The organism is Streptomyces sp. NPDC001848, assembly GCF_042891915.1.
Taxonomy (GTDB): Bacteria; Actinomycetota; Actinomycetes; order Streptomycetales; family Streptomycetaceae; genus Streptomyces.
In genome coordinates this window covers 142,538-167,335 of sequence record NZ_JBIATP010000001.1, presented here as the reverse complement: position 1 = coordinate 167,335, position 24,798 = coordinate 142,538, and the positions used below count along the sequence as shown (strand labels likewise).

General features: G+C 72.4%; 24 protein-coding genes and 2 pseudogenes. 11 read left to right on the top strand and 15 right to left on the bottom strand.

Annotation, left to right across the window (positions count from 1 at the left end; all coding sequences use genetic code 11):
- The 7 genes and pseudogenes from ACFYZJ_RS00855 to ACFYZJ_RS00825 all read right to left on the bottom strand — a co-directional run.
- Positions 1-969: sigma-70 family RNA polymerase sigma factor (locus tag ACFYZJ_RS00855; protein WP_388561419.1), on the bottom strand; the 969-nt coding region annotated here is incomplete at its 3' end.
- 53 nt (positions 970-1,022) lie between these two features.
- Positions 1,023-2,060, bottom strand: coding sequence for a lytic transglycosylase domain-containing protein (locus ACFYZJ_RS00850; protein WP_388561417.1), 1,038 nt, complete (start codon positions 2,058-2,060; stop codon positions 1,023-1,025).
- Between the two features lie 172 nt (positions 2,061-2,232).
- On the bottom strand, positions 2,233-2,715 hold the full coding sequence (locus ACFYZJ_RS00845; protein WP_388561415.1) for a sodium:calcium antiporter: 483 nt from the start codon (positions 2,713-2,715) through the stop codon (positions 2,233-2,235).
- Between the two features lie 115 nt (positions 2,716-2,830).
- Positions 2,831-3,373, bottom strand: a pseudogene (pqqC, locus tag ACFYZJ_RS00840) (pyrroloquinoline-quinone synthase PqqC); the annotation flags it as partial.
- 32 nt (positions 3,374-3,405) lie between these two features.
- Positions 3,406-3,699 (bottom strand): hypothetical protein, encoded by a 294-nt coding sequence (locus ACFYZJ_RS00835; RefSeq protein WP_388561413.1) that lies wholly within the window; start codon positions 3,697-3,699, stop codon positions 3,406-3,408.
- Between the two features lie 178 nt (positions 3,700-3,877).
- A pseudogene (locus ACFYZJ_RS00830) lies at positions 3,878-4,171 on the bottom strand (PQQ-dependent dehydrogenase, methanol/ethanol family); the annotation flags it as partial.
- A 174-nt stretch (positions 4,172-4,345) separates the two neighbouring features.
- Positions 4,346-4,729: an MSMEG_3727 family PQQ-associated protein gene (locus ACFYZJ_RS00825; RefSeq protein WP_388561411.1), complete on the bottom strand. Its 384-nt coding sequence runs from the start codon at positions 4,727-4,729 to the stop codon at positions 4,346-4,348.
- A 331-nt stretch (positions 4,730-5,060) separates the two neighbouring features.
- Between ACFYZJ_RS00825 and ACFYZJ_RS00820 the strand changes: the two genes are divergently transcribed.
- The 8 genes from ACFYZJ_RS00820 to ACFYZJ_RS00785 all read left to right on the top strand — a co-directional run bounded on the left by ACFYZJ_RS00820 (position 5,061) and on the right by ACFYZJ_RS00785 (position 13,696).
- On the top strand, positions 5,061-8,018 hold the full coding sequence (locus tag ACFYZJ_RS00820) for a SpoIIE family protein phosphatase (protein ID WP_388561409.1): 2,958 nt from the start codon (positions 5,061-5,063) through the stop codon (positions 8,016-8,018).
- A gap of 117 nt (positions 8,019-8,135) precedes the next feature.
- Positions 8,136-8,384, top strand: a complete 249-nt coding sequence (locus tag ACFYZJ_RS00815) for a hypothetical protein (protein ID WP_388561407.1) — start codon at positions 8,136-8,138, stop codon at positions 8,382-8,384.
- Positions 8,381-8,749, top strand: a complete 369-nt coding sequence (locus ACFYZJ_RS00810; RefSeq protein ID WP_388561405.1) for a helix-turn-helix domain-containing protein — start codon at positions 8,381-8,383, stop codon at positions 8,747-8,749. The genes ACFYZJ_RS00815 and ACFYZJ_RS00810 overlap by 4 nt, the downstream gene beginning before the upstream one ends.
- 74 nt (positions 8,750-8,823) lie before the next feature.
- Positions 8,824-9,342 (top strand): 2-oxo-4-hydroxy-4-carboxy-5-ureidoimidazoline decarboxylase, encoded by a 519-nt coding sequence (gene uraD, locus ACFYZJ_RS00805; RefSeq protein ID WP_388561403.1) that lies wholly within the window; start codon positions 8,824-8,826, stop codon positions 9,340-9,342.
- Complete coding sequence (gene uraH / locus ACFYZJ_RS00800; RefSeq protein ID WP_388561401.1) at positions 9,339-9,764, top strand: hydroxyisourate hydrolase; 426 nt, start codon at positions 9,339-9,341, stop codon at positions 9,762-9,764. The genes uraD and uraH overlap by 4 nt, the downstream gene beginning before the upstream one ends.
- 7 nt (positions 9,765-9,771) lie before the next feature.
- On the top strand, positions 9,772-10,686 hold the full coding sequence (gene pucL, locus ACFYZJ_RS00795) for a factor-independent urate hydroxylase (RefSeq protein ID WP_388561399.1): 915 nt from the start codon (positions 9,772-9,774) through the stop codon (positions 10,684-10,686).
- 20 nt (positions 10,687-10,706) lie between these two features.
- On the top strand, positions 10,707-12,083 hold the full coding sequence (locus ACFYZJ_RS00790) for an 8-oxoguanine deaminase (RefSeq protein WP_388561397.1): 1,377 nt from the start codon (positions 10,707-10,709) through the stop codon (positions 12,081-12,083).
- Between the two features lie 248 nt (positions 12,084-12,331).
- On the top strand, positions 12,332-13,696 hold the full coding sequence (locus ACFYZJ_RS00785) for a nucleobase:cation symporter-2 family protein (protein WP_388561395.1): 1,365 nt from the start codon (positions 12,332-12,334) through the stop codon (positions 13,694-13,696).
- A gap of 118 nt (positions 13,697-13,814) precedes the next feature.
- Here ACFYZJ_RS00785 and ACFYZJ_RS00780 read toward each other — a convergent pair whose 3' ends face one another.
- A complete protein-coding gene (locus ACFYZJ_RS00780; protein ID WP_388561393.1) occupies positions 13,815-14,249 on the bottom strand; it encodes an acyl-CoA thioesterase in 435 nt (144 codons plus the stop codon).
- A 173-nt stretch (positions 14,250-14,422) separates the two neighbouring features.
- Here ACFYZJ_RS00780 and ACFYZJ_RS00775 point away from each other — a divergent pair, with 173 nt between their 5' ends.
- The gene (locus ACFYZJ_RS00775) at positions 14,423-14,995 is read left to right on the top strand and encodes a hypothetical protein (protein ID WP_388561391.1); all 573 of its coding nucleotides are present in this window, start codon (positions 14,423-14,425) and stop codon (positions 14,993-14,995) included.
- A gap of 18 nt (positions 14,996-15,013) precedes the next feature.
- On the opposite strand, the gene ACFYZJ_RS00770 is transcribed toward ACFYZJ_RS00775, so the two are convergent.
- The 3 genes from ACFYZJ_RS00770 to ACFYZJ_RS00760 are packed head-to-tail and all read right to left on the bottom strand — an operon-like array spanning position 15,014 to position 17,519.
- A complete protein-coding gene (locus tag ACFYZJ_RS00770; RefSeq protein WP_388561389.1) occupies positions 15,014-15,643 on the bottom strand; it encodes a hypothetical protein in 630 nt (209 codons plus the stop codon).
- 32 nt (positions 15,644-15,675) lie between these two features.
- Entirely contained in the window at positions 15,676-16,329 is a 654-nt protein-coding gene (locus tag ACFYZJ_RS00765; protein WP_388561387.1) for a histidine phosphatase family protein, read from the bottom strand.
- A gap of 35 nt (positions 16,330-16,364) precedes the next feature.
- Positions 16,365-17,519 (bottom strand): serine hydrolase domain-containing protein, encoded by a 1,155-nt coding sequence (locus ACFYZJ_RS00760; protein ID WP_388561385.1) that lies wholly within the window; start codon positions 17,517-17,519, stop codon positions 16,365-16,367.
- Between the two features lie 304 nt (positions 17,520-17,823).
- On the opposite strand from ACFYZJ_RS00760, the gene ACFYZJ_RS00755 reads away from it, so the two are divergent.
- Positions 17,824-18,918, top strand: coding sequence for an alpha/beta hydrolase (locus ACFYZJ_RS00755; protein ID WP_388561383.1), 1,095 nt, complete (start codon positions 17,824-17,826; stop codon positions 18,916-18,918).
- Between the two features lie 120 nt (positions 18,919-19,038).
- On the opposite strand, the gene ACFYZJ_RS00750 is transcribed toward ACFYZJ_RS00755, so the two are convergent.
- A complete protein-coding gene (locus ACFYZJ_RS00750; RefSeq protein WP_388561381.1) occupies positions 19,039-20,247 on the bottom strand; it encodes a pyridoxal phosphate-dependent aminotransferase in 1,209 nt (402 codons plus the stop codon).
- Positions 20,248-20,333: 86 nt separating this feature from the next.
- Between ACFYZJ_RS00750 and ACFYZJ_RS00745 the strand changes: the two genes are divergently transcribed.
- Complete coding sequence (locus ACFYZJ_RS00745) at positions 20,334-20,960, top strand: winged helix-turn-helix transcriptional regulator (protein ID WP_388561379.1); 627 nt, start codon at positions 20,334-20,336, stop codon at positions 20,958-20,960.
- Positions 20,961-21,020: 60 nt separating this feature from the next.
- Here the strand turns inward: ACFYZJ_RS00745 and ACFYZJ_RS00740 are convergent, their stop codons facing one another.
- From ACFYZJ_RS00740 to ACFYZJ_RS00730, 3 genes are all read right to left on the bottom strand, one after another.
- Positions 21,021-21,824 carry a hypothetical protein gene (locus ACFYZJ_RS00740; protein ID WP_388561377.1) on the bottom strand — a complete coding sequence of 268 codons (804 nt, stop codon included), beginning with the start codon at positions 21,822-21,824 and terminating at the stop codon, positions 21,021-21,023.
- Positions 21,824-23,089, bottom strand: coding sequence for a VWA domain-containing protein (locus tag ACFYZJ_RS00735; protein WP_388561375.1), 1,266 nt, complete (start codon positions 23,087-23,089; stop codon positions 21,824-21,826). Before ACFYZJ_RS00735 ends, ACFYZJ_RS00740 begins: the two co-directional genes overlap by 1 nt.
- A 137-nt stretch (positions 23,090-23,226) precedes the next feature.
- Entirely contained in the window at positions 23,227-24,789 is a 1,563-nt protein-coding gene (locus ACFYZJ_RS00730; protein WP_388561373.1) for an IucA/IucC family protein, read from the bottom strand.
- Positions 24,790-24,798 lie beyond the last annotated feature (9 nt).

Sequence of the window (24,798 nt, the reverse complement as noted above, 5' to 3'; positions counted from 1 at the left end):
GGACGGGACCGGCAGGTTCGGCACGGTGGGTACCGCGCTCACGCCGGGGACGCCGGGCGCCGACAACCCCGGAAGTGGGGCCGAGGAGACCTCCGGCAGGGACGGCACGGCCAGGGGCAGCGGTGAGTCGGTGCCCGGTGTGCGGGTCTCCCGGCCGGCCGGTGTCCGCGTCGTGTGCGAGGCCGTGCGCGTCCGCGGCGTACCGAACCGGTCCGTGCTGTCGGTGCCGCCCGGGCGGAGCGCCTCGGCGCTCTGCGACACCGCCGGCCGCGGGACCGGCGCTTCCGTGGCACCCTCGCCCCCGCCCAGCGTCCGCGGCAGCACGAACCCCGCCACCACCAGCGTCGCCGCCGTCGAGGTGACCGCCACCGCCTGCGCCTTGCCGACCCCGCGCGGCCGCCCGCGCCCGAGCAGGAACAGCACGATCCCGAGCGTTCCGGCCAGCGAGGCGCGCAGCGTCCGCCGGGCCCGGGCCAGCAGCGACTCGACGGTCCGGTAGCTCAGGCCCATCCGCACGGCCACCTGACCCACGTCCAGGTCCTCCGACTTCAGCCGCAGGGCCTCCGCCTGGCGGGCCGGCAGCTCCCCGCTGCGCACCGCCAGCCACCGCGCCTCGGCCCGGTCGCACACCGCCTCGTCGACGGGCACCGGGCCCGGCGTGAGGAGCGTGGGACTGGTGTGCACCTCGGCCTCCCGGTTGACCTGCCGGTACCGGTCCACGCACAGCCGCATGGTCACCGTGGTCAGCCAGGCGCCGAGGCGCTCGTCGTCGAGGTCCGGTCGCTCCGCGGCACGCAGCATCGCCTCGTGCACCGCGTCCTCGGCGTCCTCAAGGCTCATCGACCGGCGCCGGGCCACCTTCAACAGGTGCTCCCGATGGCTCCACATGCGCTTCCAGCGGTCGTCGTGGGCCGCCTGTGTCTCCGCGTCCCTGGCCGCCCCTGTCTCAGCAGGCATGTCCGTCGCCATGAGGGCCCCTTCGCGCTCACCCGCCGGTCCTGTGCACCCGGCGGGTGGCGACATTACCGCCCAGTATCCGCGGTTGGGGAGGGGGCGGAGCCCATCGTGTCCGCACCGTTGCTGGTCAGCGGGCCCCCACTGGGCAGCACCCCCGGGCCGGGCAGCCCGATGCTCGGGGTGGGTACGGGCAGCGGCGGCGCGTCCGTCCGCTGCGGGGCGCCTGCCGTGCGGGACGGGGACGGGGTGGGGGAGGGCCCGGAGCCCGGGGCCGACGGGGTCGGGGACGGCGCCGCGCCCGGGCGGTGGTCCGACGGCTTCGGCGAGGGATGCGCCGCGCCGCCCTTCCGGGACGGTTTCGGTCCCTGCGGCACGGCGCCGCCGGGCAGGTCCGGCACCACGCGGTGCCCCTGCAGGAAGTACGCGTACCACGCTCTGACCGTCCGCAGATACTCCTGCGAGTCGTTGTAGCCCAGGATCGCCCGGTCCAGTTGCGCGGGATCCGACAGGTCCCGGCCGCCCGCGCACAGGTAGCGGCCCGCGGCGAGCGCCGCGTCGAAGACGTTGTTCGGGTCGTTCCGTCCGTCACCGTTGCCGTCCGCGCCCCAGCGGGCCCAGGTGGACGGGATGAACTGCATCGGCCCGACCGCGCGGTCGTACACCGGGTCCCCGTCGTAGGCGCCCCCGTCGGTGTCCCGTACGACGGCGTAGGGGCCGCCGGTCAGCCGCGGTCCGAGGATCGGTGTCACCGTCGTGCCGTCCGCCCGCACCCGGCCGCCCCACGCCTGCCCCGACTCCACCTGCCCGATCGCGGCCAGCAGCTGCCAGCGCAGATGGCATCCGGGCGCCGTGCGCGCCAGCTCCGCCTCGGCGTGCCGGTAGGCGGCGAACACCGTCGCGGGCAGTGCTCCGCCCGACGCCCCGCCCGCCACCGACCGGCCACCCCGGTCCGGCTTCCCGGTGCGCAGCGGTGGCAGCTGGGTGCGGTAGGGGGTGTCGCCGGACACGCTCGGCCCGTGCTCGACCGGGACGTCCGGCCGCGCGGGCTCGGAGGCCCGTGCCACCGGCGCGCCCGGCGCCTGCGAAGCGGTGAGCGCCGCCATGGCCGCCGCAGCGACCGCCGTCCCCCTGACCCCCCTGAACGCGCTTCCGAACGCATGCCTGAACACTCGCCCTGCCACAGAGCACTCCCCTCCCGGTACGGATCCCTTCCTCTGCTCTACGCGGCAGGGAGGTGCGTCCGTCGCGGGAGGCGGGTTCGGCACCCGGCACCCGTCAGGATGTGTCGGCAGGAATCATCCCGAACCCGGTGAAACTCACGATCCAGTACACGACGTACAGCGCGAGCAGCACGAAACCGTGCCGGCGTCTTAGCCGCCCGGTGGAGACGGCGTACGCCCCGAAGCCGTTCACCACCAGCAGCGCGGGCAGGTGCCAGGTCAGCACGCTGCGGTCGATGACCACGCTGCCCGCCAGCAGCACGATGCCCAGCTTGCCCGTGACCGAGAAGACGACGCTTCCGATGACGTTGCCGATCCCGATCTCCGGTGCCCCCTTCCGGGCCGGTTCCACGGTCAGGAAGGGGTCCTCGACCGCCAGCACCACCGTCACGATGGTCGCGCCGAAGACGGTTCCCTGAAGCCCGTACGTCCCCAGGATGCCCTTGGTGCCGATGCCGGTGACCGCGGAGCCGACGACGAGGCCGGCCAGGGCGAGCACGGCGAGGCCGAGCCCCCTCCAGCCCGACCGTTCGCGCACCTGGGCGAGCAACCCCTCGCCCGGCCGTGCTCCCGTACCGGTCCGCCGCGCCGCGATCGCGCAGGCGTCCGCCTCGCTCGGGGCCGGTGTGACGCCCGCAGTACGCCGTCACCACCTCCAGGGCGTGCTCGGCGTCGCGGGGGGCCTGGGTGAGGCGGGAGCGGAAGTAGGCGAGCCCCGTGCGGTCGATCCACGGATAGTGGCGTTCGAACGCGGCGAGCCGTTCGGCCATCAGGTCCGGCGCGAACAGCTCGGTCGGCGAGGACGCCACCGCCTCGGTCCACGGCCGGGTACGGGCGAAGGTGACGTAGACGTCGACGGCGAACCGCACCCCGGGGACGACGTGCCGCTCGTCCAGCAACTCCTGCCGGCTCAGGCCCAGCGCCTCGCCCAGCCGCAGCCAGGCCTCGATACCGCCTACTGCGTCCGCGGTGCCGTCCTGGTCGAGGATGCGCAGGATCCACCGGCGGCGCACGTCGCGATGGGGGCAGTTGGCGAGGATCGCGGCGTCCTTGCGGGGCAGGTTCTCCTGGTAGTAGAAGCGGTTGGCCGCCCACACCTGGAGCTGCCCGCGGGTCAGCGCGCCCTCGTTCATCGCCGGGTGGAAGGGGTGCCGGTCGAGGTAGCGGCGGGACTGCCCGCGCAGCGCCGCCACGAATTCGTCGGTTTCCGTCGCCGTCGCCATGGCCCTCAGATCCACAGGTCGAGCCCGTCCACGGCGACCTCCACGCCGTGTCGCTCGACGGCGCGCCGCTCGGGCGAGTCCTCGAGCAGGACGGGGTTGGTGTTGTTCAGATGGGTGTAGATCGTGCGCTCGACGGGGAGCGGGGACAGCTGCTGGAGGCTGCCGCCGGGGCCGGCGATGGGCAGGTGGCCCATCTGGCGCGCGGTCCGGCGCCCCCTGCCGAGGCGGATCACCTCGTCGTCGTCCCAGCAGGTGCCGTCGACCAACAGACAGGCGCAGCCCGCGAGCCGGTCGCGCACCTCCGGGGTGAGGCTCCTGCAGGCACGGCAGGTACACCAGCACCCGGCCGCTGCGCTCGTCGGTCAGGCGGTAGCCGACGACCCGCCCCTGCCCGGCCCCGTCGTCGGTGCCGAAGCGTGCCCGCTTGGTGGGGATCGCGTGCTTGTACTGCCACAGTTGCCGCCCCGTCCGGGCGTCGACGGCCCAGACCCAACCGTCCCAGCCGGAGAGGTACATGACCCCGTCCACGACGATGGGGGCGGCTTCGAAGGCGTAGGTCGACTGGCCCGCGTGGAAACCGGACGAGCCGAACTGGAACACCCAGGCGGGAGTGAGGCGCTGGACGTTCTCGGTGTTGATCTGGTCCAGCGGACTGTACCGCTGCCCGTCGTAGGCACCGTAGTAGGTGAGCCAGTTCTGCGGCTCGGAACGCGCCCGGAGAATGCGTTCGTACCTCACGTCCTGTGCCACCGGCGGCGCGGTGCCGACCATGGTGCTCAATGCGGCGAAATTGACGGCAGGTGGCGCGTCAATGTACTCCACCATGGGGTCCTCCTTGCCGGCCCGGCGGTCACCGGACGGCCTTTTTCAACGGCGGTTTCTATGGCCGTGGCTGTTCCGGACGGTCGAGGCGGGCGGCCTGCGGAACATCCCCCATGACGGCGATCACTCCGACGAGACCGCGCCCCTCGTCTTGCCGACGTTGGAACCGAACCAGTAATAGCCGGGTCCGTCCAGGTTGAGCACGGTCTTCCCCCGTGAGTACACCGGAAGCCACATCCATTTGCTGTCGCCGTTGCTCGGCAGGAGCGCGCGGTGTGTGTTCGTGTCGTCGTTGTGGAGTTCGATCTCCAGGTCGCCCCCATGGGGCATGACGACGATGGACGGCTCCCATATCACCTCGTCGGGCGGAATGCGCACTTGGGCATGGAGCCGGCCGTCGGGGCCCTCCTCGGCCCGCCCGAGGCCTCCGTGCGCGAGGAGCCGACCCAGTGTCGCCTTGTTCTGCCCGTACAGCTCCGGCAGTTCCTGCTCGGCTCTGGTCGTCATCGGCCCGGCCTCCTGTTTGTGTCGGATTCGAGCACCACGTTCGGGTAACCGGCGGTGCAATGGCGCAAAACGCGCACAGCATATTTCGCGAAAATTCCGGCAGTTATTGCGAATTCCCGCTCGGGGGCGCACCACATGCACGGTGAATTCCGGGTCGGGTGGCGCCGCCACGGGTGCCTGTCGCCCGTCCGGACGGTTGATCATGTTCTCCCGGGAGTGGGCCTCCCACCCGGCGTCGGCCCCGATATCTCCTTGCGCATCGCCCTTGCCGCTCATGCTTTTGATGTTGTGATTCGCGGCATAATGGGGCTACGGTGAAGGGCTGGGAGGGATGCCCTCCGTGAGGGAAGTGAGCGCGGTGTCCGTCGCCTGGGACGACATCGGCGGTCTCGTCGATGCCCATGAGCGTTTTCTGGCCGGCGCACGAGTCGACGCAGACGTCCGTGTCTCGGTGCTCGAATCCTGGAAGCGATGCAGGTCCGATGGTGTGCAGCCGCACCGCCTCCTGGTGCCCTACACCGCCGCCCCGGCGCTGGACGAGCGGCTGCTGCGCGCGGCGGACCCCGTCCTGAAGGAACTGACCGCGTCACTCGCCAATGTGAGCATGGCGATCGCGTTCTGCGACGCGCGGGCCCACATGGTTCAGCGGCACGGCGGCGACCGAAAGCTGCGCGAGCGTCTCGACGCGGTGAACTTCGCCCCCGGTTTCGACGCCTCGGAGCGGGCCGCGGGCACCAACGGCGTCGGCACCGCGCTGGCCGGTCGCAGCCCGATCTACGTCGTCGGCCGTGAGCACTTCGCCGACTGCCTGCAGCCGTTCGCCTGCGCAGGGTCGCCCATCCGCGACCCGCTCAGCGGGCGGATCGAGGCCGTCCTCGACCTCACCTGCCTGCGCGAGGACGGCGACCCCGCCATGCTGCGGCTGGTGCGGCAGGCCGCCCGCGACATCGAGGGCCGGCTGCTGGAACAGGCCACCGAGCGGGAGCGGGCGCTGCTCGCCGCGTACCGGCGAGCCTGCCGGGAAACGGACGGCGCCCCCGACTGGCCGCGGCAGCCCCAGCACGTGGGCGACGGGCTCGGCTCCGCAGGCGACTCCCTCACCCCTGTCGACCTGGCCGTGCTGCGGGAGAAGGCGGAGGAACTGATCGCCTCGCCGCAGCGCACCCTCGACGAAGTGGCCCTGTCCGGCGGGCGCGTCGCCACGCTGCTGCGCCGCCAGGTCAGGGGAGCGGCCGGTGAGACCGGCGTGGTCGTGGAGGCCCGTGTCGCCGGGGGCCCGCACCTGCGCCATGTGGAACTCGCTCCACCGGCGGAGTCGCTGGCGCCGCTGCAGGCCGCCGTGCCCACGCTCATCGCCCCGCCGGCACCGTCGATCACCCCGTCGGCACCGCCCCGCGCGCCCGTGGAACCGGACGGAACCCCGCCGGTCGTCCTGCGCGCGGTCGCACCGCCGCCCCCGGCCCCCGCCACCGCGCCGCCGACGCCATCCGAGGCCGCCACCCAGCCCTGCACCCCGCCGGAGGCGAACGGGGACGACGGCGGTATGGGCGCCGAGGGCTGGCTGCTCCTCGTCGGTGAGCCCGGCGTCGGCCGACTGGCGGTCCTGGCCCGCAAGCGCCTGGAGCTGCTGCACGACGCCAGCGTGCGCATCGGCACCACCCTGGACGTCACCCGCACCGCGGAGGAGCTGGCGGAGGTGACCGTCCCCCGCTTCGCCGACCTGGTGGTCGTCGACCTGCCCGACTCGGTGCTGCTCGGCGAGGAGCCGGGTCCGCTCGGCAGTCAGTCCCCGCTGCGCCGGGTCGCGCTCGGCAGCGTGCGCGAGGAGCTGCACGTGTACGGCATCGGCGACCTCGTCCAGTACGTGCCCTCCACCCCCCAGGTCCGTTGCCTGGAGACCGGGCAGTCCGTGCTCGAACCCGTCCTGTCCGAGGCCGACGGCTGGATCGCCCAGGACCCGGCGCGGTTCGGGCGGGCACTGACGAAGGGCATCCACTCCCTGATCACGGTGCCCCTGCGGGCCCGCGGGACGATCCTCGGTGTGGTGAGCTTCTACCGTTCCGAGAAGCCCACCCCATTCGAGGACGACGACCTGTCCCTCGCCCAGGAGCTGGCCGCCCGCGCGGCGATCGCCATCGACAACGCCCGCCGCTACACGCGCGAGCACAACACCGCCCTCGCCCTGCAGCGCAGCCTGCTGCCCCGGGGCCGGCCGGAGCAGGACGCCGTCGAGGTCGCCTACCGCTACCTGCCCGCGCAGGCCGGGGTCGGCGGCGACTGGTTCGACGTCATCCCGCTCTCCGGCGCCCGGGTGGCCCTGGTGGTCGGCGACGTCGTCGGGCACGGACTGCACGCCGCGGCCACCATGGGCCGGCTGCGCACCGCCGTGCACAACTTCTGCTCGCTGGACCTGTCGCCCGACGAACTCCTCACCCACCTGGACGACCTGGTGGGGCGCCTCGACCGGGGCGAGGGCTGGGCCGTGGAGCCCACCTACCCGGACGCCGGGATCGTCGGTGCGACCTGTCTGTACGCCGTCTACGACCCGGTGTCCCGGCGGTGCACCCTCACCCGGGCCGGCCACCCGGCCCCCGCGGTCGTCGGCCCCGACGGCAGCGTGGACTTCGTCGACCTGCCGTCGGGACCGCCGCTCGGGCTCGGCGGGACGCCGTTCGAGACGGTGGAGCTGGAGCTGGCCGAGGGCACTCAACTGGTGCTGTACACCGACGGTCTGATCGAGGACCGGATCCGGGACATCGACACCGGCCTGGACAAGCTCCGCGCCGTCCTCGCCTGCCCGGGCCGGGCGCCGGAGGACACCTGCGAGGCCGTCCTCGACGCCCTGCTCCCGTCCCGGCCGAGCGACGACGTGGCCCTGCTCGTGGCCCGGACGCACGCGCTCGGGCCGGAGCGGGTCGCCGAGTGGGAGCTGCCCAGCGATCCGGCGGTCGTCTCCCGGGCGCGGGAGGCGGTCACCGCCCAGATGTCCGCCTGGGGTCTGGACGAACTCGGCTACACCACCGAGCTGGTCGCCAGCGAACTGGTCACCAACGCCATCCGGCACGCCGCCGGCCCCGTCCAGCTGCGCCTGCTGCGGGACCGCGCGCTGATCTGCGAGGTCTCCGACAGCAGCAGCACCTCGCCCCGGCTGCGGCGTGCCCGCACGGAGGACGAGGGCGGGCGCGGACTGTTCCTCGTCGCACAGCTCACCGAGCGCTGGGGAACCCGCTACACCACCGACGGCAAGATCATCTGGACCGAGCAGCCCCTGGAACAGCCCGCGTCGTGACCGCCCTCCGCGACCGTCGTCACGGCGGCCCCGGTTCCGTTAGAGTCGCTGCCCGGGCGTGCCCCCGCAGTGGGCGGTCTGGTGAAGGCGCAGGTCACGTCGGTGTCTGGGGGCAGTATGCGTTTGAGAGTGGAGTTCACGACCGAGCCCTTCGACCTCGACGAGGCGCCGGCGCACGCGCTGGTGGCCCGCGACGTCATCGGGGCCGCCGATCTGGACGCCGTGGACGTCGGCCCGTTCGGCAACACCGCGGAGGGCAGCGCCGACGCCGTGCTCACCGCCGTCGACGCGCTGCTGCGCAGGACCCTCCAGGCCGGCGCCACCCGGATCTCCCTGCAGGTCAATGTGATCGGGGAGGGCAAGTGACCGGCACCGGGGACGAGCCGTTCATCACCGCGGTGAAACCGCTGGTCGACGCGATAGGGGGCGAGATGCTGCCCCCGGACCAGGCCGGCCCCGACGACGTGGTGCTCGTCTGGGAGGGCGCGGGCGTCGTCGCCGTACGCCTGCCGCAGCTCGCCGACTCGCTGGATCACATCCTGGCCGCCATGGAGCGCAAGCGCGGCAAACCCCTGTCCGAACTGGACCGCAAGGCCAAGCAGGAGGTCGTACGGACCCTGGAGGCGCGCGGCGCCTTCTCCGTGCGCCATGGAGTGGAAACCGTGGCGAGCGCGCTCGGCGTCAGCCGGTTCACCGTCTACAACTACCTCAACCGGGAGAAGGAGTCCTGAACCCCGGTTCCCCGTAACCTCGATTTTTCAACAAACTGTTGACGAGCTGAGCGGGGAAGGCGTTAGCTGTCGGCATGACGCCGACTTCCGCGCCGCCCGGGCTTCTCCGCCTCAACGCTCTGCACGAGCGGGCGGCCGACGCCGCGCTGCACGAGGTGTGCGCCTCCACCGCGTGGGTGACACGGCTGCTCGCCGCCCGCCCCTTCGCCACCCCCGAAGACCTCTACGCCGCGAGCGACGCCGCCATGGCCGGGCTGAGCGCCGCGGACCTCCGGGAGGCGATGGCCGGGCACCCGCCGATCGGCCGCCCCGAGCCGGGCGATCCCACCTCGGCACGGGAGCAACGGGGCATGGCCGGTGCCTCCGACGAGCTCAGGGCGCGGATGCTGGAGCTGAACCTGGCGTACCAGGAGAAGTTCGGCCATGTCTTCCTGATCTGCGCCACGGGGAGGACCGGCGAGGAGATGCGCGAGGCGATCGAGCAGCGGATCGGCAACGCGCCGGAACAGGAACGGGAGATCGTCCGCACCGAGTTGGGCAAGATCAACCGTATCCGTCTGGCACGACTCGTCGAAGAGGACGAAACCGTATGAGCACCCGCACCACCGCCTCCGTGTCCACGCACATCCTGGACACCAGCGTCGGCCGCCCCGCCGCGGGCGTCGCCGTCCGCCTCTCCGCGCGCCCGGGCCGGTCCGCCCACGCCGGGCAAGGAGGGGACTGGCAGGCGCTCGGCGGCTCCGCGACCGACGCGGACGGCCGGTGCAAGGACCTCCCGGCGCTGCCGGAAGGGACGACCCACGTACGGCTCGACTTCGCCGTGGAGCCGTACTTCGAGAGGTTCGACAAGAAGCAAGCCGATGCGCAGCAGGACGCCCCCGCGAATCGGGACAGCGGTGCCCGAGGTGCGTTCTTCCCGGAGGTGACGGTCACGTTCGCCGTCGTGCCGGGCGAGCACTACCACGTACCGCTGCTGCTCAACCCGTTCGGCTACTCCGTTTACCGAGGGAGCTAGCAGGCACATGGCAGACAATCGCCCGGCCCGCCCCGTGCTGGGACAGAACCAGTACGGCAAGGCCGAGAACCGAGTCGTCAGGATCACGCGGGACGGCGCCACCCACCACATCAAGGACCTCAACGTCTCGGTGTCGCTGAGCGGCGACATGGACGAGGTCCACTACTCCGGCTCCAACGCCAACGTGCTGCCGACCGACACCACCAAGAACACGGTGTACGCGTTCGCCAAGGAGCACGGCATCGACTCCGCCGAGCAGTTCGGCATCCACCTCGCCCGCCACTTCGTGACGAGTCAGGCGCCGATCCACCGGGCCCGTATCCGGATCGAGGAGTACACCTGGGACCGGATCGAGCACTCCGGGAAGGGCGCGCACTCCTTCGTCCGCGCCGGCCGGGAGACCCGCCTGACGCAGATCACCTACGACGGCTCGTCCTGGGAGGTCGTCTCCGGTCTGAAGGACCTGACGGTGATGAACTCGACCGACTCCGAGTTCTGGGGCTACGTCAGGGACAGGTACACGACGCTCCCGGAGGCCCACGACCGCATCCTGGCCACCGAGGTCTCCGGCCGCTGGCGGTTCAACTGGACCGGTGACGCCCAGGAGATGCCCGACTGGGAGACGTCGTACGAGGAGACGAGGAAGCACCTGCTCCAGGCCTTCGCCGAGACCTACTCCCTGTCCCTGCAGCAGACGCTGTACCAGATGGGCGCCCGCGTCATCGACCACCGCGCCGAGATCGACGAGGTCCGCTTCTCGCTGCCGAACAAGCACCACTTCCTGGTGGACCTGGAGCCGTTCGGGCTGAAGAACGACAACGAGGTGTACTTCGCCGCCGACCGCCCCTACGGCCTGATCGAGGCCACCGTCCTGCGGGACGGGTGCGAGGCGCGGATCCCGGTGGACCTCACCAACCTGTGACGGAAGCGAGAACACCAACCATGACAGCCCAGCGCACCGTCATCGAGAACGCCGCCATCGCGACCGTCGACGCGCATGACACCGAGTACGCGAACGGGTACGTGGTCCTCGCCGGCAACCGCATCGAGGCGGTCGGCGGGGGCAAGGCCCCCGAGGGCCTGGAGAACGTGGTACGCCGCATCGACGCCACCGGCCACCTCGTCACCCCGGGCCTGGTCAACACCCACCACCACTTCTACCAGTGGATCACCCGTGGCCTGGCCACCGACCACAACCTGTTCGACTGGCTCGTCGCGCTGTACCCGACGTGGGCGCGCATCGACGAACCGATGGTGCACGCGGCGGCCCAGGGCTCGCTCGCGATGATGGCCCGCGGCGGCGTCACCACCGCCATGGACCACCACTACGTCTTCCCGAGGGGCTGCGGAGACCTGTCCGGCGCCATCATCCGCGCCGCCCGCGAGATGGGCGTCCGCTTCACCCTCGCGCGTGGCTCCATGGACCGCGGCGAGTCCGACGGCGGCCTGCCGCCGGACTTCGCCGTCGAGACCCTCGACGGCGCGTTGGCCGCCACCGAGGCGACCGTCGACGAGCATCACGACGCCTCCTTCGACGCCATGACGCAGGTGGCGGTGGCCCCCTGCTCGCCCTTCTCGGTCTCGACCGAACTGCTCAGGCAGGGCGCGGAGTTGGCCCGCCGGAAGGGCGTACGGCTGCACACCCACGGCTCGGAGACGGTGGAGGAGGAGAAGTTCTGCCACGAGTTGTTCGGCATGGGCCCGACCGACTACTTCGAGTCCACCGGCTGGCTTGGCGAGGACGTGTGGATGGCGCACTGCGTCCACATGAACGACTCCGACATCGCCGCCTTCGCCCGTACGAGGACGGGCGTCGCCCACTGCCCGTCCTCCAACGCCCGCCTGGCCGCCGGCATCGCCCGCGTACCGGACATGCTCGCCGCCGGCGTCCCGGTCGGCCTCGGCGTGGACGGCACCGCCTCCAACGAGTCCGGCGAACTCCACACCGAACTGCGCAACGCCCTCCTCATCAACCGCCTGGGCGCCCACCGGGAAGCCGCCCTGAACGCCCGCCAGGCGCTGCGCCTCGGCACCTACGGTGGCGCGCGGGTGCTGGGCCGCGCCGCGGAGATCGGCTCCCTGGAACCGGGCAAACTGGCCGACCTGGTGCTGTGGCGGATGGACACCCTCGCCCACTCCTCCATCGCCGACCCGGTGACGGCACTGGTCCTCGGGGCCGCGGCACCGGTTACCGCCTCCTTCGTGAATGGCCGTCAGATCGTGGCGGACGGCAGGCTGCTGACCGCCGACGAGGACGTCATCGCCCGCTCCACCCGGGACCAGGCCCGGCGCCTGGCGCGGATCGCCGGACAGGACTGACCGGCCCGTGAAGACCCCGGCCGGGAGGGACGGCTCCCGGCCGGTGGCCGTGGACCCGAGCGGGGCCCATGGCGACCGTCTCCGGGGCGCGCAGGGACGTGCGCGCCCCGGACGGTCCCCGTCCGGGTGAACCCCCTGGTCCCTCCCCGCTCTCGACCGCGGTCGGGCGGGAGGCGCCCCGTACCCACTCGCACCACCTCCTTGAAACCCACGTCAGAGCCGACGTGCAACCGACCGGAGGAGCCGCCGTGGCCGCCCATCCCGTTGACGAGAAACTCCCCGCCCTGAAGATGGCGACCACCGGCCTGCAGCACGTGGCCGCCATGTACGCGGGAGTCGTCGCCCCGCCCCTGATCGTCGGCGCGGCCGTAGGCCTGTCCGGCACGGACCTGACCTTCCTCACCGGCGCCTGCCTGTTCACCGCGGGCCTCGCCACCTTCCTGCAGACCCTCGGCATCTGGAAGATCGGCGCCCGGCTGCCCTTCGTCAACGGCGTCACCTTCGCCGGCGTCGCCCCCATGACCGCGATCGTCGCCTCCACGCATGACAGGTCCGACGCCCTGCCGGTCATCTTCGGCGCGGTGATGGTCGCAGGCATCCTGGGCTTCCTCGCAGCCCCGGTCTTCTGCAAGGCGATCCGCTTCTTCCCCCCGGTCGTCACCGGCACGGTGATCACCCTCATCGGTGTGTCCCTGCTCCCGGTCGCCTTCGGCTGGGCCCAGGGCCCCGACCCCGCGGCGCCCGACTACGGATCGGCGACGCACCTCACCCTGGCGGGCATCACTCTCGCCCTCGTCCTCCTCCTGCGCCGCTTCACCCGGGGCTTCGTCAAACAGATCGCCGTCCTGCTCGGCCTCGTCGCCGGCACGATCGTCGCGATCCCCTTCGGCGCGACGGACTTCGGCCCGGTCGCGGGCGCGGACGTGATCGGCTTCCCGACACCGTTCCACTTCGGCGTCCCCCGGTTCCAGCCGGCCGCGATCCTGTCGATGTGCGTGGTGATGGTGGTCTCGATGACGGAGTCCACCGCGGACATGCTGGCGCTGGGCGAGATCGTCGAACGCCCCGCCGACGAGCGGACGATCGCGGCGGGCCTGCGCGCCGACACCCTCGGCTCGGCCCTCAGCCCCCTGTTCAACGGGTTCATGTGCAGCGCCTTCGCCCAGAACATCGGCCTGGTCGCGATGACCCGCATCCGCAGCCGGTACGTCGTCGCCACGGGCGGCGGCTTCCTCGTCCTGATGGGGCTGTGCCCGATGGCCGCCTCCCTCATCGCCGTCGTACCGCGCCCGGTGCTCGGCGGAGCCGGCGTGGTCCTGTTCGGCTCGGTGGCCGCGAGCGGCATCCAGACCCTGGTCCGGGCCGGCCTGGAGAAGGACAGCAACGCTCTGATCGTGGCCGTCTCCCTGGCCGTCGGCATCATCCCGATCACGGCCCCGGACTTCTACCACGCGTTCCCGCAGACGGCCCGGATCGTCCTGGACTCGGGCATCTCCACGGGCTGTATGGCGGCGGTCCTGCTGAACCTGGTCTTCCACCACCTCGGCAGGGTGCGTCCCGACGGCGCCGCCGTCAGTCAGGCGCCGGCGCCCCGGAACCCGGCCACGACATGAGGTCGGCGGACGCAGCCGGTGAGGTCGCCGCCTCACACGGCGCGGTCCGGGCCGTACCAGAGCTCGGGACGTTCGTCGGCGGACATGGGAAGGTGCTGCAGTTTCACTGCCCCTGGCGCTACAGCCCGAACAGCTCCGGCCTGACCGCCAGTGCCCGGAAGCAGCCCTGCGGGTCGGTGACCAGCCTGCGTTCCTTGAGGTCCAGCAGGCCGCCGACCGAGGCTGTCTCGGCGGAGACCGTGCCGTCCGTCTTCCGTATCGTCTGCACCACCCGGAACGTCTTGCCCTCGCCCCACTCGAAGGCGCACGTCACGTCCACCTCGTCGCCCGCGCGCAGTTCCCGCAGGTAGCGGATGGTCGTCTCCAGGACGACGGGACCGACACCCTTGGACAGCAACTCGGACTGGCCCACCCCGGCCTCCTGGAGCACGCACCACCGGGCGTGTTCCGCGTACTGCAGGTAGACGCTCTGGTTGAGGTGCCCCAGGGCGTCGGTCTCGTAGCCCCGGACGGTGACGCGGACGGAGAACGGTTCGGTGACGTGGTCGGCCACGGTGTTTCCTCCACAGCGACGACAGGTGACGGCATCGACGGCATCGGACGACATACAGGTGTACGAATGTACGGCAGTGGGCGGGGAGCGATCGTCAACTCCCCTCCGAGGGCGGGACGGTGTGAGTGGAACCACTCATGACGCCTGCCGTGACGTCGGGCGATGATCGGGGCATGACGATGATCAGAACGTCCGGGGGCAGACTCGGGATGCTGTCGATGGCGGTCCTCGCCCTGCTGGTGGCGGGATGCGGAACCGAGCGGCCCGGGGACGACGTCGCCGCGGGCAGGCCCTCCCGGTCCGCGGCGGCGACGCCGAGCGCGCCGGTGGACTTACCGTGCCCGGGTGAGAGTCCCACGTCGGCGCCCCCGAAGACCGCCCACACCGCGAGCCCGACGGCGCCGCCGACCGACCACTACGCCGAGAACCACGGTTTCAGGGTTCCCATACCGCTGCACGGCCGCAACCGTTGCCAAGGGCTCGCCGCCGTCGCGCGCGTCGAGCACGCGCTCGAACCGCTGCGCAGGCGCGGTGATTTCCACCCGGAGAGCACCCGCAGAGCGCTCATCGGTCTCGGCTACCGGAACGTGCAGTCCTACGGGGACGGCGCCACCGGCGCGGGCTTTCTCATCGACGCCGACCCGCTGTGCGTGGAGGGCACGATCACCCGCGACGCCACCCGGGCGGACGCCTTCGGCGGCTACCCCGACGGCACCGACTGCCAGCCCCCGAGCGGCGGCCACTGAGGGAAGACCCGGCCGTCGTCATACGCGTCTCGGCGAGGCCAGCGCATACCGCTCCCGCGTCCGCGGCTCGGTGTGCTCGCTCACCTGCCATCCCGCCTCCTCCAGGGTGGCCGCGCAGGCGCGCAGTGCCGTGAGGTCCGGCTCGTGCACGGCGACCGCCTCGGGCTGCGGGGTCGCCCGCACCCGGTAGCCGGTGCCCTCATCGCCGGTCGCGGGCCGGTGCCCGGCCGCCTCCAGGGCGAGCGCGGCGGCCCGCACCAGATGCGTCCGCTCCCATGCGCAGGGGCGATCCGTGGCGCCGCCCGGATTGGTCATCCGGCGCAGCTCCAGCAGCCCCTGCCAGGCGCTGTGCACTTCGCGCATCCGGGCGGGCCCTGCATCCTGGGCCTCCTCACCACCGACCCGCGCCGCGAACACGCCCGAGTCCGCGGCGGCCGGGGCGGCCCGGACCGCTCCCTCGGCGGGCGTCTCCCGTATGCGGTGCCCCGCCGGGGTCAGGAAGTGGTCGTGCGGCGGACGCGGATGCCGGAAGGCCAGCCCCCGCTTCACCAGCGCCGCCAGCTGAGCCTCCGTCCCCCGCAGCCGCCCCGTCACCGGATCGGCGGCCTCGATCAGGCGCCGCTGCGCGGCGGTCGGCGGTCGGATCACGGCCTCCTCCCCTCACAGCTCCGAGGGAGCGCTCAGTGCTCCCGGGACAGCCCCGACTCCCCCTCCGAGAGGGACCCATGGGAACAGTACGCGTCGGGTCTGACATTCCACCCGGCGACGACATGGCGGCGGTGCTCCGTGCTCAGCCGGCTCATCGTCCCCGTGGAGAGCTGGAACAACGCCCCCGCCGAGGCCGGCAGCCCGAGCCGCCGCGCGGTCAGCACCCGCAGGAAGTGCCCGTGCGAGACGACGACCACGCTGCCCTCCGACTCCGCGAGCGCCGCGTCGATCTTGGCGAGCATCCGCTCCGCCCGCGCCCCGACCTCCTCCGGGCTCTCCCCGGGACGCTCCGGCGGGCCGGGTGCGACCCCGTCCGTGAACAGGAACCAGTCCGGCCGCGTCCGGTGGATCTCGACGGTCGTGACCCCCTCGTACCCGCCGTAGTCCCACTCCGCCAGGTCCGCGTCGACCCGCGCCCCACCGATCCCGGCCAGCCGTGCCGTCTCCCGGGCCCGCCGCAGCGGGCTGACGAACGCGGCGGCCACATGATGCCGCGCGATCAGCGGAGCCAGCCGGCGCGCCTGCTCCCGGCCGCGCTCGGTCAGCGGGACATCGGTCCGCCCGGTGTGCCGGCCGGACAGGGACCACTCGGTCTCGCCGTGCCGGACCAGAAGGAGGTCGCCCACGCCGTGTCCTTCCTGTTCCGCTCACCGGCACCGTGTCACACGGTGGCGGCGGCGCGCAGCACGGAGTGGGCCAGACGGCCGTTCTCCGGGGAGGCGCCCTCGCCCGAGGGGAAGGCGAACCGACGGCGCGTGTACGCGTAGGCCACCCCGCTCGCCGGATCCGCGAAGCCGAGCGAGCCGGTCGCGCCGCTGTGCCCGAACGCGTCGGGCCCCAGGAACGGGTAGCGCCCGGCGAGGTACTCGAAGCCGAGGCCGAAGTGGTCGGTCTGCCCGGTGACCAGGTCCGTACCCGGCGTGCGCAGCCCGCTGAACGCGGCCACGGTGTCCGGCGTCAGCAGCGGCGGCCTGCCGTCCAGCGTGCTGATCGTGGCGGCGTACATCCCGGCCACCCCTCGGGCGTTGCCCACCCCGCCGGAGGAGGTGGCGCCGAGGGCGCGCACCGAACGGGTGTTGGCGAAGGCCACCATGTCGACCGGTTCGGGCGCGTTCTGGTTGAAGGCGACGCCGCGGATGCTGTCCGGCTCCGCCGCCCGCGCCGCCAGCGCCTCGGCCTGCTCAGGGGTGGGCACCAGCGGCTGCACCTCACGCCACCGCGGTTCCAGCTCCTCGGGCAGACCGAGGTGGAAGTCGAGGCCGTGGGGAGCCCGTACGCGTTCCTCGTACAGCTCCTGGATCGACCTGCCCGTGACCCGGCGGACCACCTCGCCGGTCAGCGCCCCGACGACCCAGCCGTGGTAGCCGTACGCGGTCCCCGGCTCCCACAGCGGCTTCTGGCCGGCGACGCGCGCGGCGATGAGCCGGTCGTCGGCCAGTTCCCCGGCGGTGAAGCCACCGTCCACGCCCACGACACCGGCCTTGTGCTCCAGCAGCTCCCGCAGCGTCAGCCGGTCCTTGCCCTCGGCCGCGAACTCCGGCCAGTAAGAGGCCACCGTGCGGTCGAGGTCGAGCACTCCGTCCTGCACCAGCAGCGCGACCACCAGGTGCGCGGCCCCCTTCGATATCGAGAACAGGGTGGTCAGGGAGCTCCCCTCCACGCCCTCCCCGGCCCACAGGTCCACCACCCGGCGCCCGTGCACATAGGCGGCGAGCTGGGCACCCGGTGCGTAGGTCTCCTCGGCGAGGAAGGCGGCGAACACCTCCCGCACGCCCTCGAAACCCTCGGCCACCGTCCCGTGCACGTCCTGCGCCATGTGATTCCCCCAAGTCCCTGACCAGCTCTCGGTGATCGGCTACGGAAGATACCAATGGGGGCTGACAGCAAGGGCACTCCCGCACCTGCGCCGAGGTCGTGCCCGCCCGACGCCCCGGCTCCGCGCGCGGACCGCACCGCTGCGCCAGTACACCGCGCGGCTCCGCTCCGCCCGCAAACCGCACCGCTGCGCCGGTCACCCGGGCGGCCGTACGGTGCCACCCCATCGGCCTGCCCCGGCGGGCCGAACGGCGGGGAGCACAGGAAGGCTCACTGGGGAAGTGACCCTCGGAAGGAGGACGCCCATGAGCGCCATCCGACGCTCCCGGTCCCTGCTGAAGCCCCTGTCCGGCCTCACCGCGCTGCTCACCACCGCCGCTCTCGCGGTCGTCCCGGCCCTGGCCGGCCCGGCCGCCGCCGCCACCCCCAAGGCGCCGTGCGGCGACCCCAAGGTGACCCTCGAACCCGGCGCCCAGGCGTTTCTCGACAGGCTCGCCGCCGCGGACGGCCCGCCGATCCAGAACCTGACCCCCGCCGCCGCCCGCCAGGCCCTGTTGAAGCTGCAGGCCGCCTACCCGGTGGCCAAGCTGCCCGCCGACATCACCACGCGGACCATACCCGGCGGCCCCACCGGCTCGGTGTCGATCCGCATCGTCCGGCCGCGCGGCATGACCGGCACGCTGCCCGCGGTCATGTACTTCCACGGCGGAGGATGGGTCCTCGGCGACGCCTCCACCCACGACCGGCTGGTACGGCAGATCGCCAACGGCGCCAAGGCCGCGGTGATCTTCGTCAACTACACCCGATCCCCCGAGGCCAAGTACTCCGTCGCCGACGAGCAGGCCTACGCCGCCACCCAGTGGGTCGCCCGGCACGGCAGGGACATCGGCGTCGACGGCTCCCGGCTCGCCGTGGCCGGCGACAGCGTCGGGGGCAACATGACCGCCGCCGTCACCCTGATGGCCAAGCAGCGCGGGGGCCCCAAGCTGGCCCAGCAGGTGCTGTTCTACCCGGTCACCAACGCCGACTTCACCACCGCCTCCTACCGGCGCTTCGCCACCGGCTGCTGGCTGACCGCCGCGGGCATGAAGTGGTTCTGGAACCAGTACGCCCCCGACACCTCGGTCCGCAGCCGGCCCACCGCCTCCCCGCTGCGTGCCACCGTCGACGAGCTGCGCGGCCTTCCCAAGGCGCTGGTCATCACCGACAGCGACGTACTGGCCGACGAGGGCCGGCAGTACGCCGCCAAGCTCAGCGCGGCCGGCGTCCCCGTCACCGCCACCCACTACCCGCGGATGATCCACGACTTCGTGATGCTCAACGGCCTCGCGAACACGCAGGCCGCCAAGTCGGCCGTCGCGCAGGCCACCACGGCTCTGCGCCGGGCCCTGGGCAGCTGAGACGCCGCCGGTCGAGACCCATGCCCCCGCGTCCTGCACGGAACGGGACGCGGGGCGCGGGGCGTACTTCGGGGGAGGCGGCGGATCAGGTGCTCGGGGCGGTCCGTGGGCCTCGCCCCGTCACTGCCGGTACCCGCTGAGGAACCGCCCGATCCTGCTGATCGCCGTGTCCAGGACATCGGCGTGCGGCAGCGTCAGGATGCGGAAGTGGTCCGGGGTGGGCCAGTTGAAGCCCGTGCCCTGGACCACCTGGATCTTCTCGCGCAGCAGCAGGTCCAGGACGAACCTCTCGTCGTCGTGGATCTTGTGCACCTTGGGGTCGAGGCGCGGGAACGCGTACAGCGCGCCCTTCGGCTTCACGCACGTGACGCCGGGGATCTCGTTGAGCTTCTCCCAGGCCCGGTCGCGCTGTTCGTGCAGGCGCCCGCCCGGGGCGGTGAGTTCGTCGATGGACTGGCGGCCGCCGAGGGCGGCCTGGATGGCGTACTGCGCGGGCGCGTTGGCGCACAGGCGCATGGAGGCCAGCATCGTCAGCCCCTCCAGGTAGTCCTTCGCGTGCTGCTTGGGGCCCGTCACGACCAGCCAGCCGGAGCGGAAGCCCGCCACCCGGTAGGTCTTCGACAGGCCGCAGAAGGTGAGGACCACCAGGTCGGGGGCGAGCGCGGCGGTCGAGTGGTGGACCGCGTCGTCGTACAGGATCTGGTCGTAGATCTCGTCCGCGAAGACCATCAGGCCGTGTCGGCGGGCGAGGTCGAGGATGCCCTCGAGGATCTCCTTCGGGTAGACCGCGCCGGTCGGGTTGTTGGGGTTGATGATGACCACGGCCTTCGTGCGGTCCGTGATCTTCGACGCCATGTCGTCCAGGTCCGGGTACCAGTCGGACTGTTCGTCGCACAGGTAGTGGACCGCCTTGCCGCCCGCGAGCGTGGTCACGGCGGTCCAGAGCGGGAAGTCCGGTGCGGGGATGAGGATTTCGTCACCGTCCTCGACCAGCGCCTGCACGGCCATCGAGACCAGCTCGGACACGCCGTTGCCGAGGAAGACGTCGTCGACGCCGACCTCCAGGCCCCGCTCCTGGTAGCGCTGCGCCACCGCGCGGCGGGCGGAGAGGATGCCGCGCGAGTCCGTGTAGCCGTGCGCCCGGGGCAGCATCCGGATCATGTCCTGGAGGATCTCCTCCGGCGCCTCGAAACCGAACAGCGCGGGGTTGCCGGTGTTCAGGCGCAGCACGCTGTGGCCGGCCTCCTCCAGCGCGTTGGCGTGCTCGATCACCGGGCCGCGGATCTCGTAACAGACCTCGCTGAGCTTGCTCGACTGCCGGAACTCCATGGACGCTTCCCCTCCGGTGACTTGTCTTGCTTGGTTTTACCAAGTGACAGCTTGGAAAGTCCAACAACCCGTCTAGACTGCGTCGCATGTCACCTCGCCGAAGCTACGACCAGTACTGCTCCACGGCCCGCGCGCTCGATGTCGTGGGCGACCGCTGGACCCTCCTGATCGTCCGCGAGCTGCTCGCCGGTCCCCGCCGCTACACCGATCTGCACGCGGACCTGCCGGGCGTGAGCACGGACGTGCTGGCCTCCCGGCTGAGGGACATGGAGCGCGACGGGCTCACCACGCGGCGCCGCCTGCCACCGCCCGGGGCTGCGTTCGTGTACGAACTCACGCCTCGCGGAGGTGAGTTGCTGCCGGTGCTCCAGGCGCTCGGCACCTGGGGCGCGCCCGCGCTGGGGGAGCGCCGACCGACGGACGCGGTACGCGCGCACTGGTTCGCACTGCCGCTGCTGAGCTGCCTGGAAGGGGAGGGCCTGGTCGAAGTCCGGCTGGACGAGGGGGCGTTCCACCTGTGGCTGGGCGCCGAGGGCGGCCCGGTGTACGGCGACGGGAACGCCCCGGAGGAGCCCGACGCCCGGCTGACCCTGGACGCGGAGACGTGCGGCGCCCTTGCACGTGGCTCCTTGACGCTCCATCAGGCTGTGACGGGGGGGCGCGTCGAGGTGTCGGGGGACAGCACGCTCGCCAAGGTGTTGCGGGGGGATTAATCGCAGGGAAGCCCCCGCGTCGTCGGGGACGCGGGGGCCTCGGCGGTACCGGTGACGGCTTCAGACTCCTGGGGGCACCCGGGACGGTCGCCCCGAGCCGCGGGTCAGCGCGTAGCCGCCGATGCCCGCGAGGGCGGCGAGGATGCCGCCGATTCCGGTCCACACCCAGCGGTCGGACCACCAGCCGGAGGTGTCGGGCCTCAGCTTCGAGAGGGCGGCCGTGTCCGAGCCCGCCGAGCCGGAGGACGTTTCGGACCGCGTCGCTATGCCCGGCACCAGCGGCTGCGCCAGCGAGCCGTCCACCGCCGCCGAGCCGCCGATGTCCTTGGAATCGACCCGGACCTCGGCGTTCACCGGCTGCCCGAGGTCGGCGGGGCCGACCCCCACGACGGTGAGCCGGATGTAGTACGTGCCCGGCAGCGGGTCGTTGGCCCACGGCTCCGACCAGGCGCGCACCGTGCGCAGCGTGCAGGACAGGTTCACGGACGTCGCGTCCGGGGCGGCGCTGCGGGTCTGCGCCCCGTACTGGCACGCCTGGCGGCGCCGCAGCCCGTCGTACACGTCCAGTTGCCAGGTCTGCGCCGAGCTCCGCGCCGACGACGGCAGCTTGACCGCCGCCTTCACGGTGGGCCGCTGCTGCGCCTCCGCCGGGAACTGCCAGTACAGGTAGTCGCCCGTGGAGGCGCTCGCCGTCGCCTGCCGGCCCTGCTGGATCTCCGTCGCCGTACGGAACGACGTGCCGGCCGAGGTGGGCGCGGCGCTGTCGCCGGACGGGCTTGCGGAGGGCGAGGAGTCGGCCACGGCCGGGGAGGCGGCGGCACCCAGCAGCAGGGCCGCCATGGTCAGCACTCGTGCGATACGCATCAGTTGGTCCTCCACACCGCGATCCGCCAGCGCGACAGCCAGCCCCACACCAGACCCGCGAGGAAGCCGGTCAGGACGAGCGCGCCGAGCAGCCACCAGCCGCGTCCGAGGCCGAAGGCGGCCACGTCGCGCGCCTTGCCGGGACCGTCGACCACGTCGACCGTCAGCTCCAGCGGCAGCCCGGGCGTGGTCTTCACACCGGCCGCCGGGGAGAAGGAATTGGCGACCTGGAGGCACACCGTCTCGGCGGGCGCTTCCTTCTCGTCGCTCTCGGCCTTCGGATAGCGCAGTCCGGTCGACAGGACATCCGTGCGGCCCGTACCGGTGGCCTCGCCGCGCACGATCTCACGCCCGTGCACGGTGACGGCGCGCAGCGTCACCCCGTAGTCGGGGTTCACCTGACGGTCGTCGGAGACGCTCACCGAGGCGCGCAGCTCCTGGCCCGGCTTCACGTCCACGCGGTAGAAGCGGTGCTGTCCGAACTCCTCACGATCGGTGTAGAGGCCGGACTTCAGCGAGGGCGCCGTGGTGCACCGGTCGGTGCCGTCCACGGCGACCGGGGTGACCGTCCTGTTGGCCGTGCGGTCCACCAACTGGTTGACCTTGTCGGACAGTTGCTCCTTGTGCTGCACCGACGTGTACGTACCGCCGGTCGCCGCCGCGATACAGCTGAGCTGCTTGTTCAGTTTGGCGTCCGGCACGAGCCCCAGAGTGTCGATGGTCAGCCCGATGCCCTTGGCGGCGATCTCCCGAGCCACCTCGCACGGGTCCAGCGGGGCGCAGGTGTCCTCGCCGTCGCTGATCAGGACGATGCGCTTGGAACCCTTGCCGCCGCCCAGGTCGTCCGCCGCCTTCAGCAGCGCGGGGCCGATCGGCGTCCAGCCGGTGGGCTGCAGCGTCGCCACGGCCGTCTTGGCCTCGGTCCGGTTCAGCGGGCCGACCGGGTAGAGCTGCGCGGTGTCCTTGCAGCCCGTCCTGCGGTCGTTGCCCGGGTAGTTGGCGCCCAGCGTCCGGATGCCGAGCTGCACCTCCTCCGGCGTCGCGTCCAGGACCTCGTTGAAGGCCTGCTTCGCCGCGGCCATCCGCGAACCGCCGTCGATGTCCCGCGCCCGCATGGAACCGCTGACGTCGAGGACGAGATCGACCTTGGGCGCGTCCTGGGCTGTCGTCTCGTCGGCGACGGCATCGGCCGGGACCGCGATCCCGGCCGCCAGGGCGGCGAGCAGGGCGCAGACTCCCGCCGCCAGCCGTTGTCTTGTGATCATCGGCGGATCTTATTGATCAATGGGGCTGCGCTTCAAAACGATCAAGGACCGATCAAAGGACCGATCAAAGGGCAAGGGACCACCAAGGACCAATCAAGGACGATCAAGGGATCGATCAAGGGACCCAGCGGATCCCGTCACTGCAGAAGCGGGTTCGGCAGCCGTGTCCACAGGTCCCCGGGCTCGGGGGACAGTCGCATCAGCGTCAACGCCTTGGTGGGCAGCGGCGCTTCGCACAGGACCGCCAGGTCGGGGGTGTCCGGCAGATCCCGTACGACGGCCTCCAGTGCCGCCCGCAGTGCGGGCGCCGAACCCGCCGTGGAGGCCAGCGCGCCCGCCACGAGCGAGCCGAACAGCTTGCGACGCAGGGCCGTCTCGTCGTCCGTGACGATCCGGTCGGCCACCTCCGGGGCCTTGACGCCGTGCCGGGCCAGTCGGGCCGGGCTCACCCGGATGTCGGCCAGGTCCCGGTAGACCAGCCGCAGCGGCTCACCCGTGGGCGAGAGCACCACCAGCAGGTTCTGCCCGTGCGCCTCCAGGGCCACGCCCACGTCCAGCATCCGCAGGCAGACGGTGAGGGCCAGCCGTGTGAAGGCGGCGAGCCAGGCGGGGGAGGCGGGCAGGCCGGTGAGCGGCAGGGCCGCCACCGGGACGATCCGCTCGCCGGCCGCCGGGTCCGCGTAGGTCTCCGGCGGTTCCCGCAGCATCGCCGCGAGATCGGGGGAGTGGGCGCTCGCCGCGCCCAGGGTGCGGGTGACGTGCAGCAGGCCGTCCGTACGCGCGGCCGTCGACTCCAGGAAGCCGGACAGCGCGAGGGCCGTCTCGACGGAGGCGACCGAGATGTCCCGCACGGAGGACGTCAGCCGCGCGCTGACCGCGGTCTTCACATGCGGGCCGCCGTCGAGCAGCGCCAAGGTCCGCAGGGACATCAGCGGACGTGCGACCGGACCGTCCCCGGCCGCCACGCCGAGCACATGCGCCGTCTGCCAGGGGTGGACCGGGACCAGCGCGCGCTCGCCGTCCCGCAGCCACGCGGGCCACTCGCCCCGGACGAGGGCGTCGTCCACGGGGACCAGCCCGAGCCGTACCAGCGGCCGGTGCTCGGGCCCGTACGCCAGCTGCTCGGCCACCGAGAAGCCAGGACGCGAACGGCAGTTCGGGTGATACGGGTGCCCGTCGACCACCCGCTGCTCCCACGCCCAGCTCGTCACCGGTTCGGACGCCTCACACGGCCGGCCGGCCCGCGACAGCGCCAGCGAAGCCGTGCTGTGGCCGAGTTCGGTGGCGAAGGCGTCCCCGTGCGGCACGCCGAGTGCCGCGACCAGCTCCGCCGCGCGGTCGTACGCCCGCCCGTCGAGCCGTACCTCGGTCACATACGCGGCGGTCGCGTACGGGTCCGCGGCCGGCCCGTGCAGCCGCCGCCCGTCCGCCAGACGCAGGGTCAGCCCCTCGGCCGTTCGGTCCCGGCCTTCGATCCACGGCAGCGGCTCATGGGCCAGTGCCCGCCACAGACGCGTGAGGACGGCGGCCCGGGCGCCGGGGAGCGCCGCCGCGTAGGAGGCCGACAGATCGGGCCGCACGGCGTCCAGCTCGGCGGCGAACGCGGCCTCGGCGGAAACCTCGGCGGGAGAGGAAGGGGGCACGGTCGGGGCTCCTCGGTGACGGGGCGATGCATCGTGGCACGGGTCCACGACAGACATACTGATCGT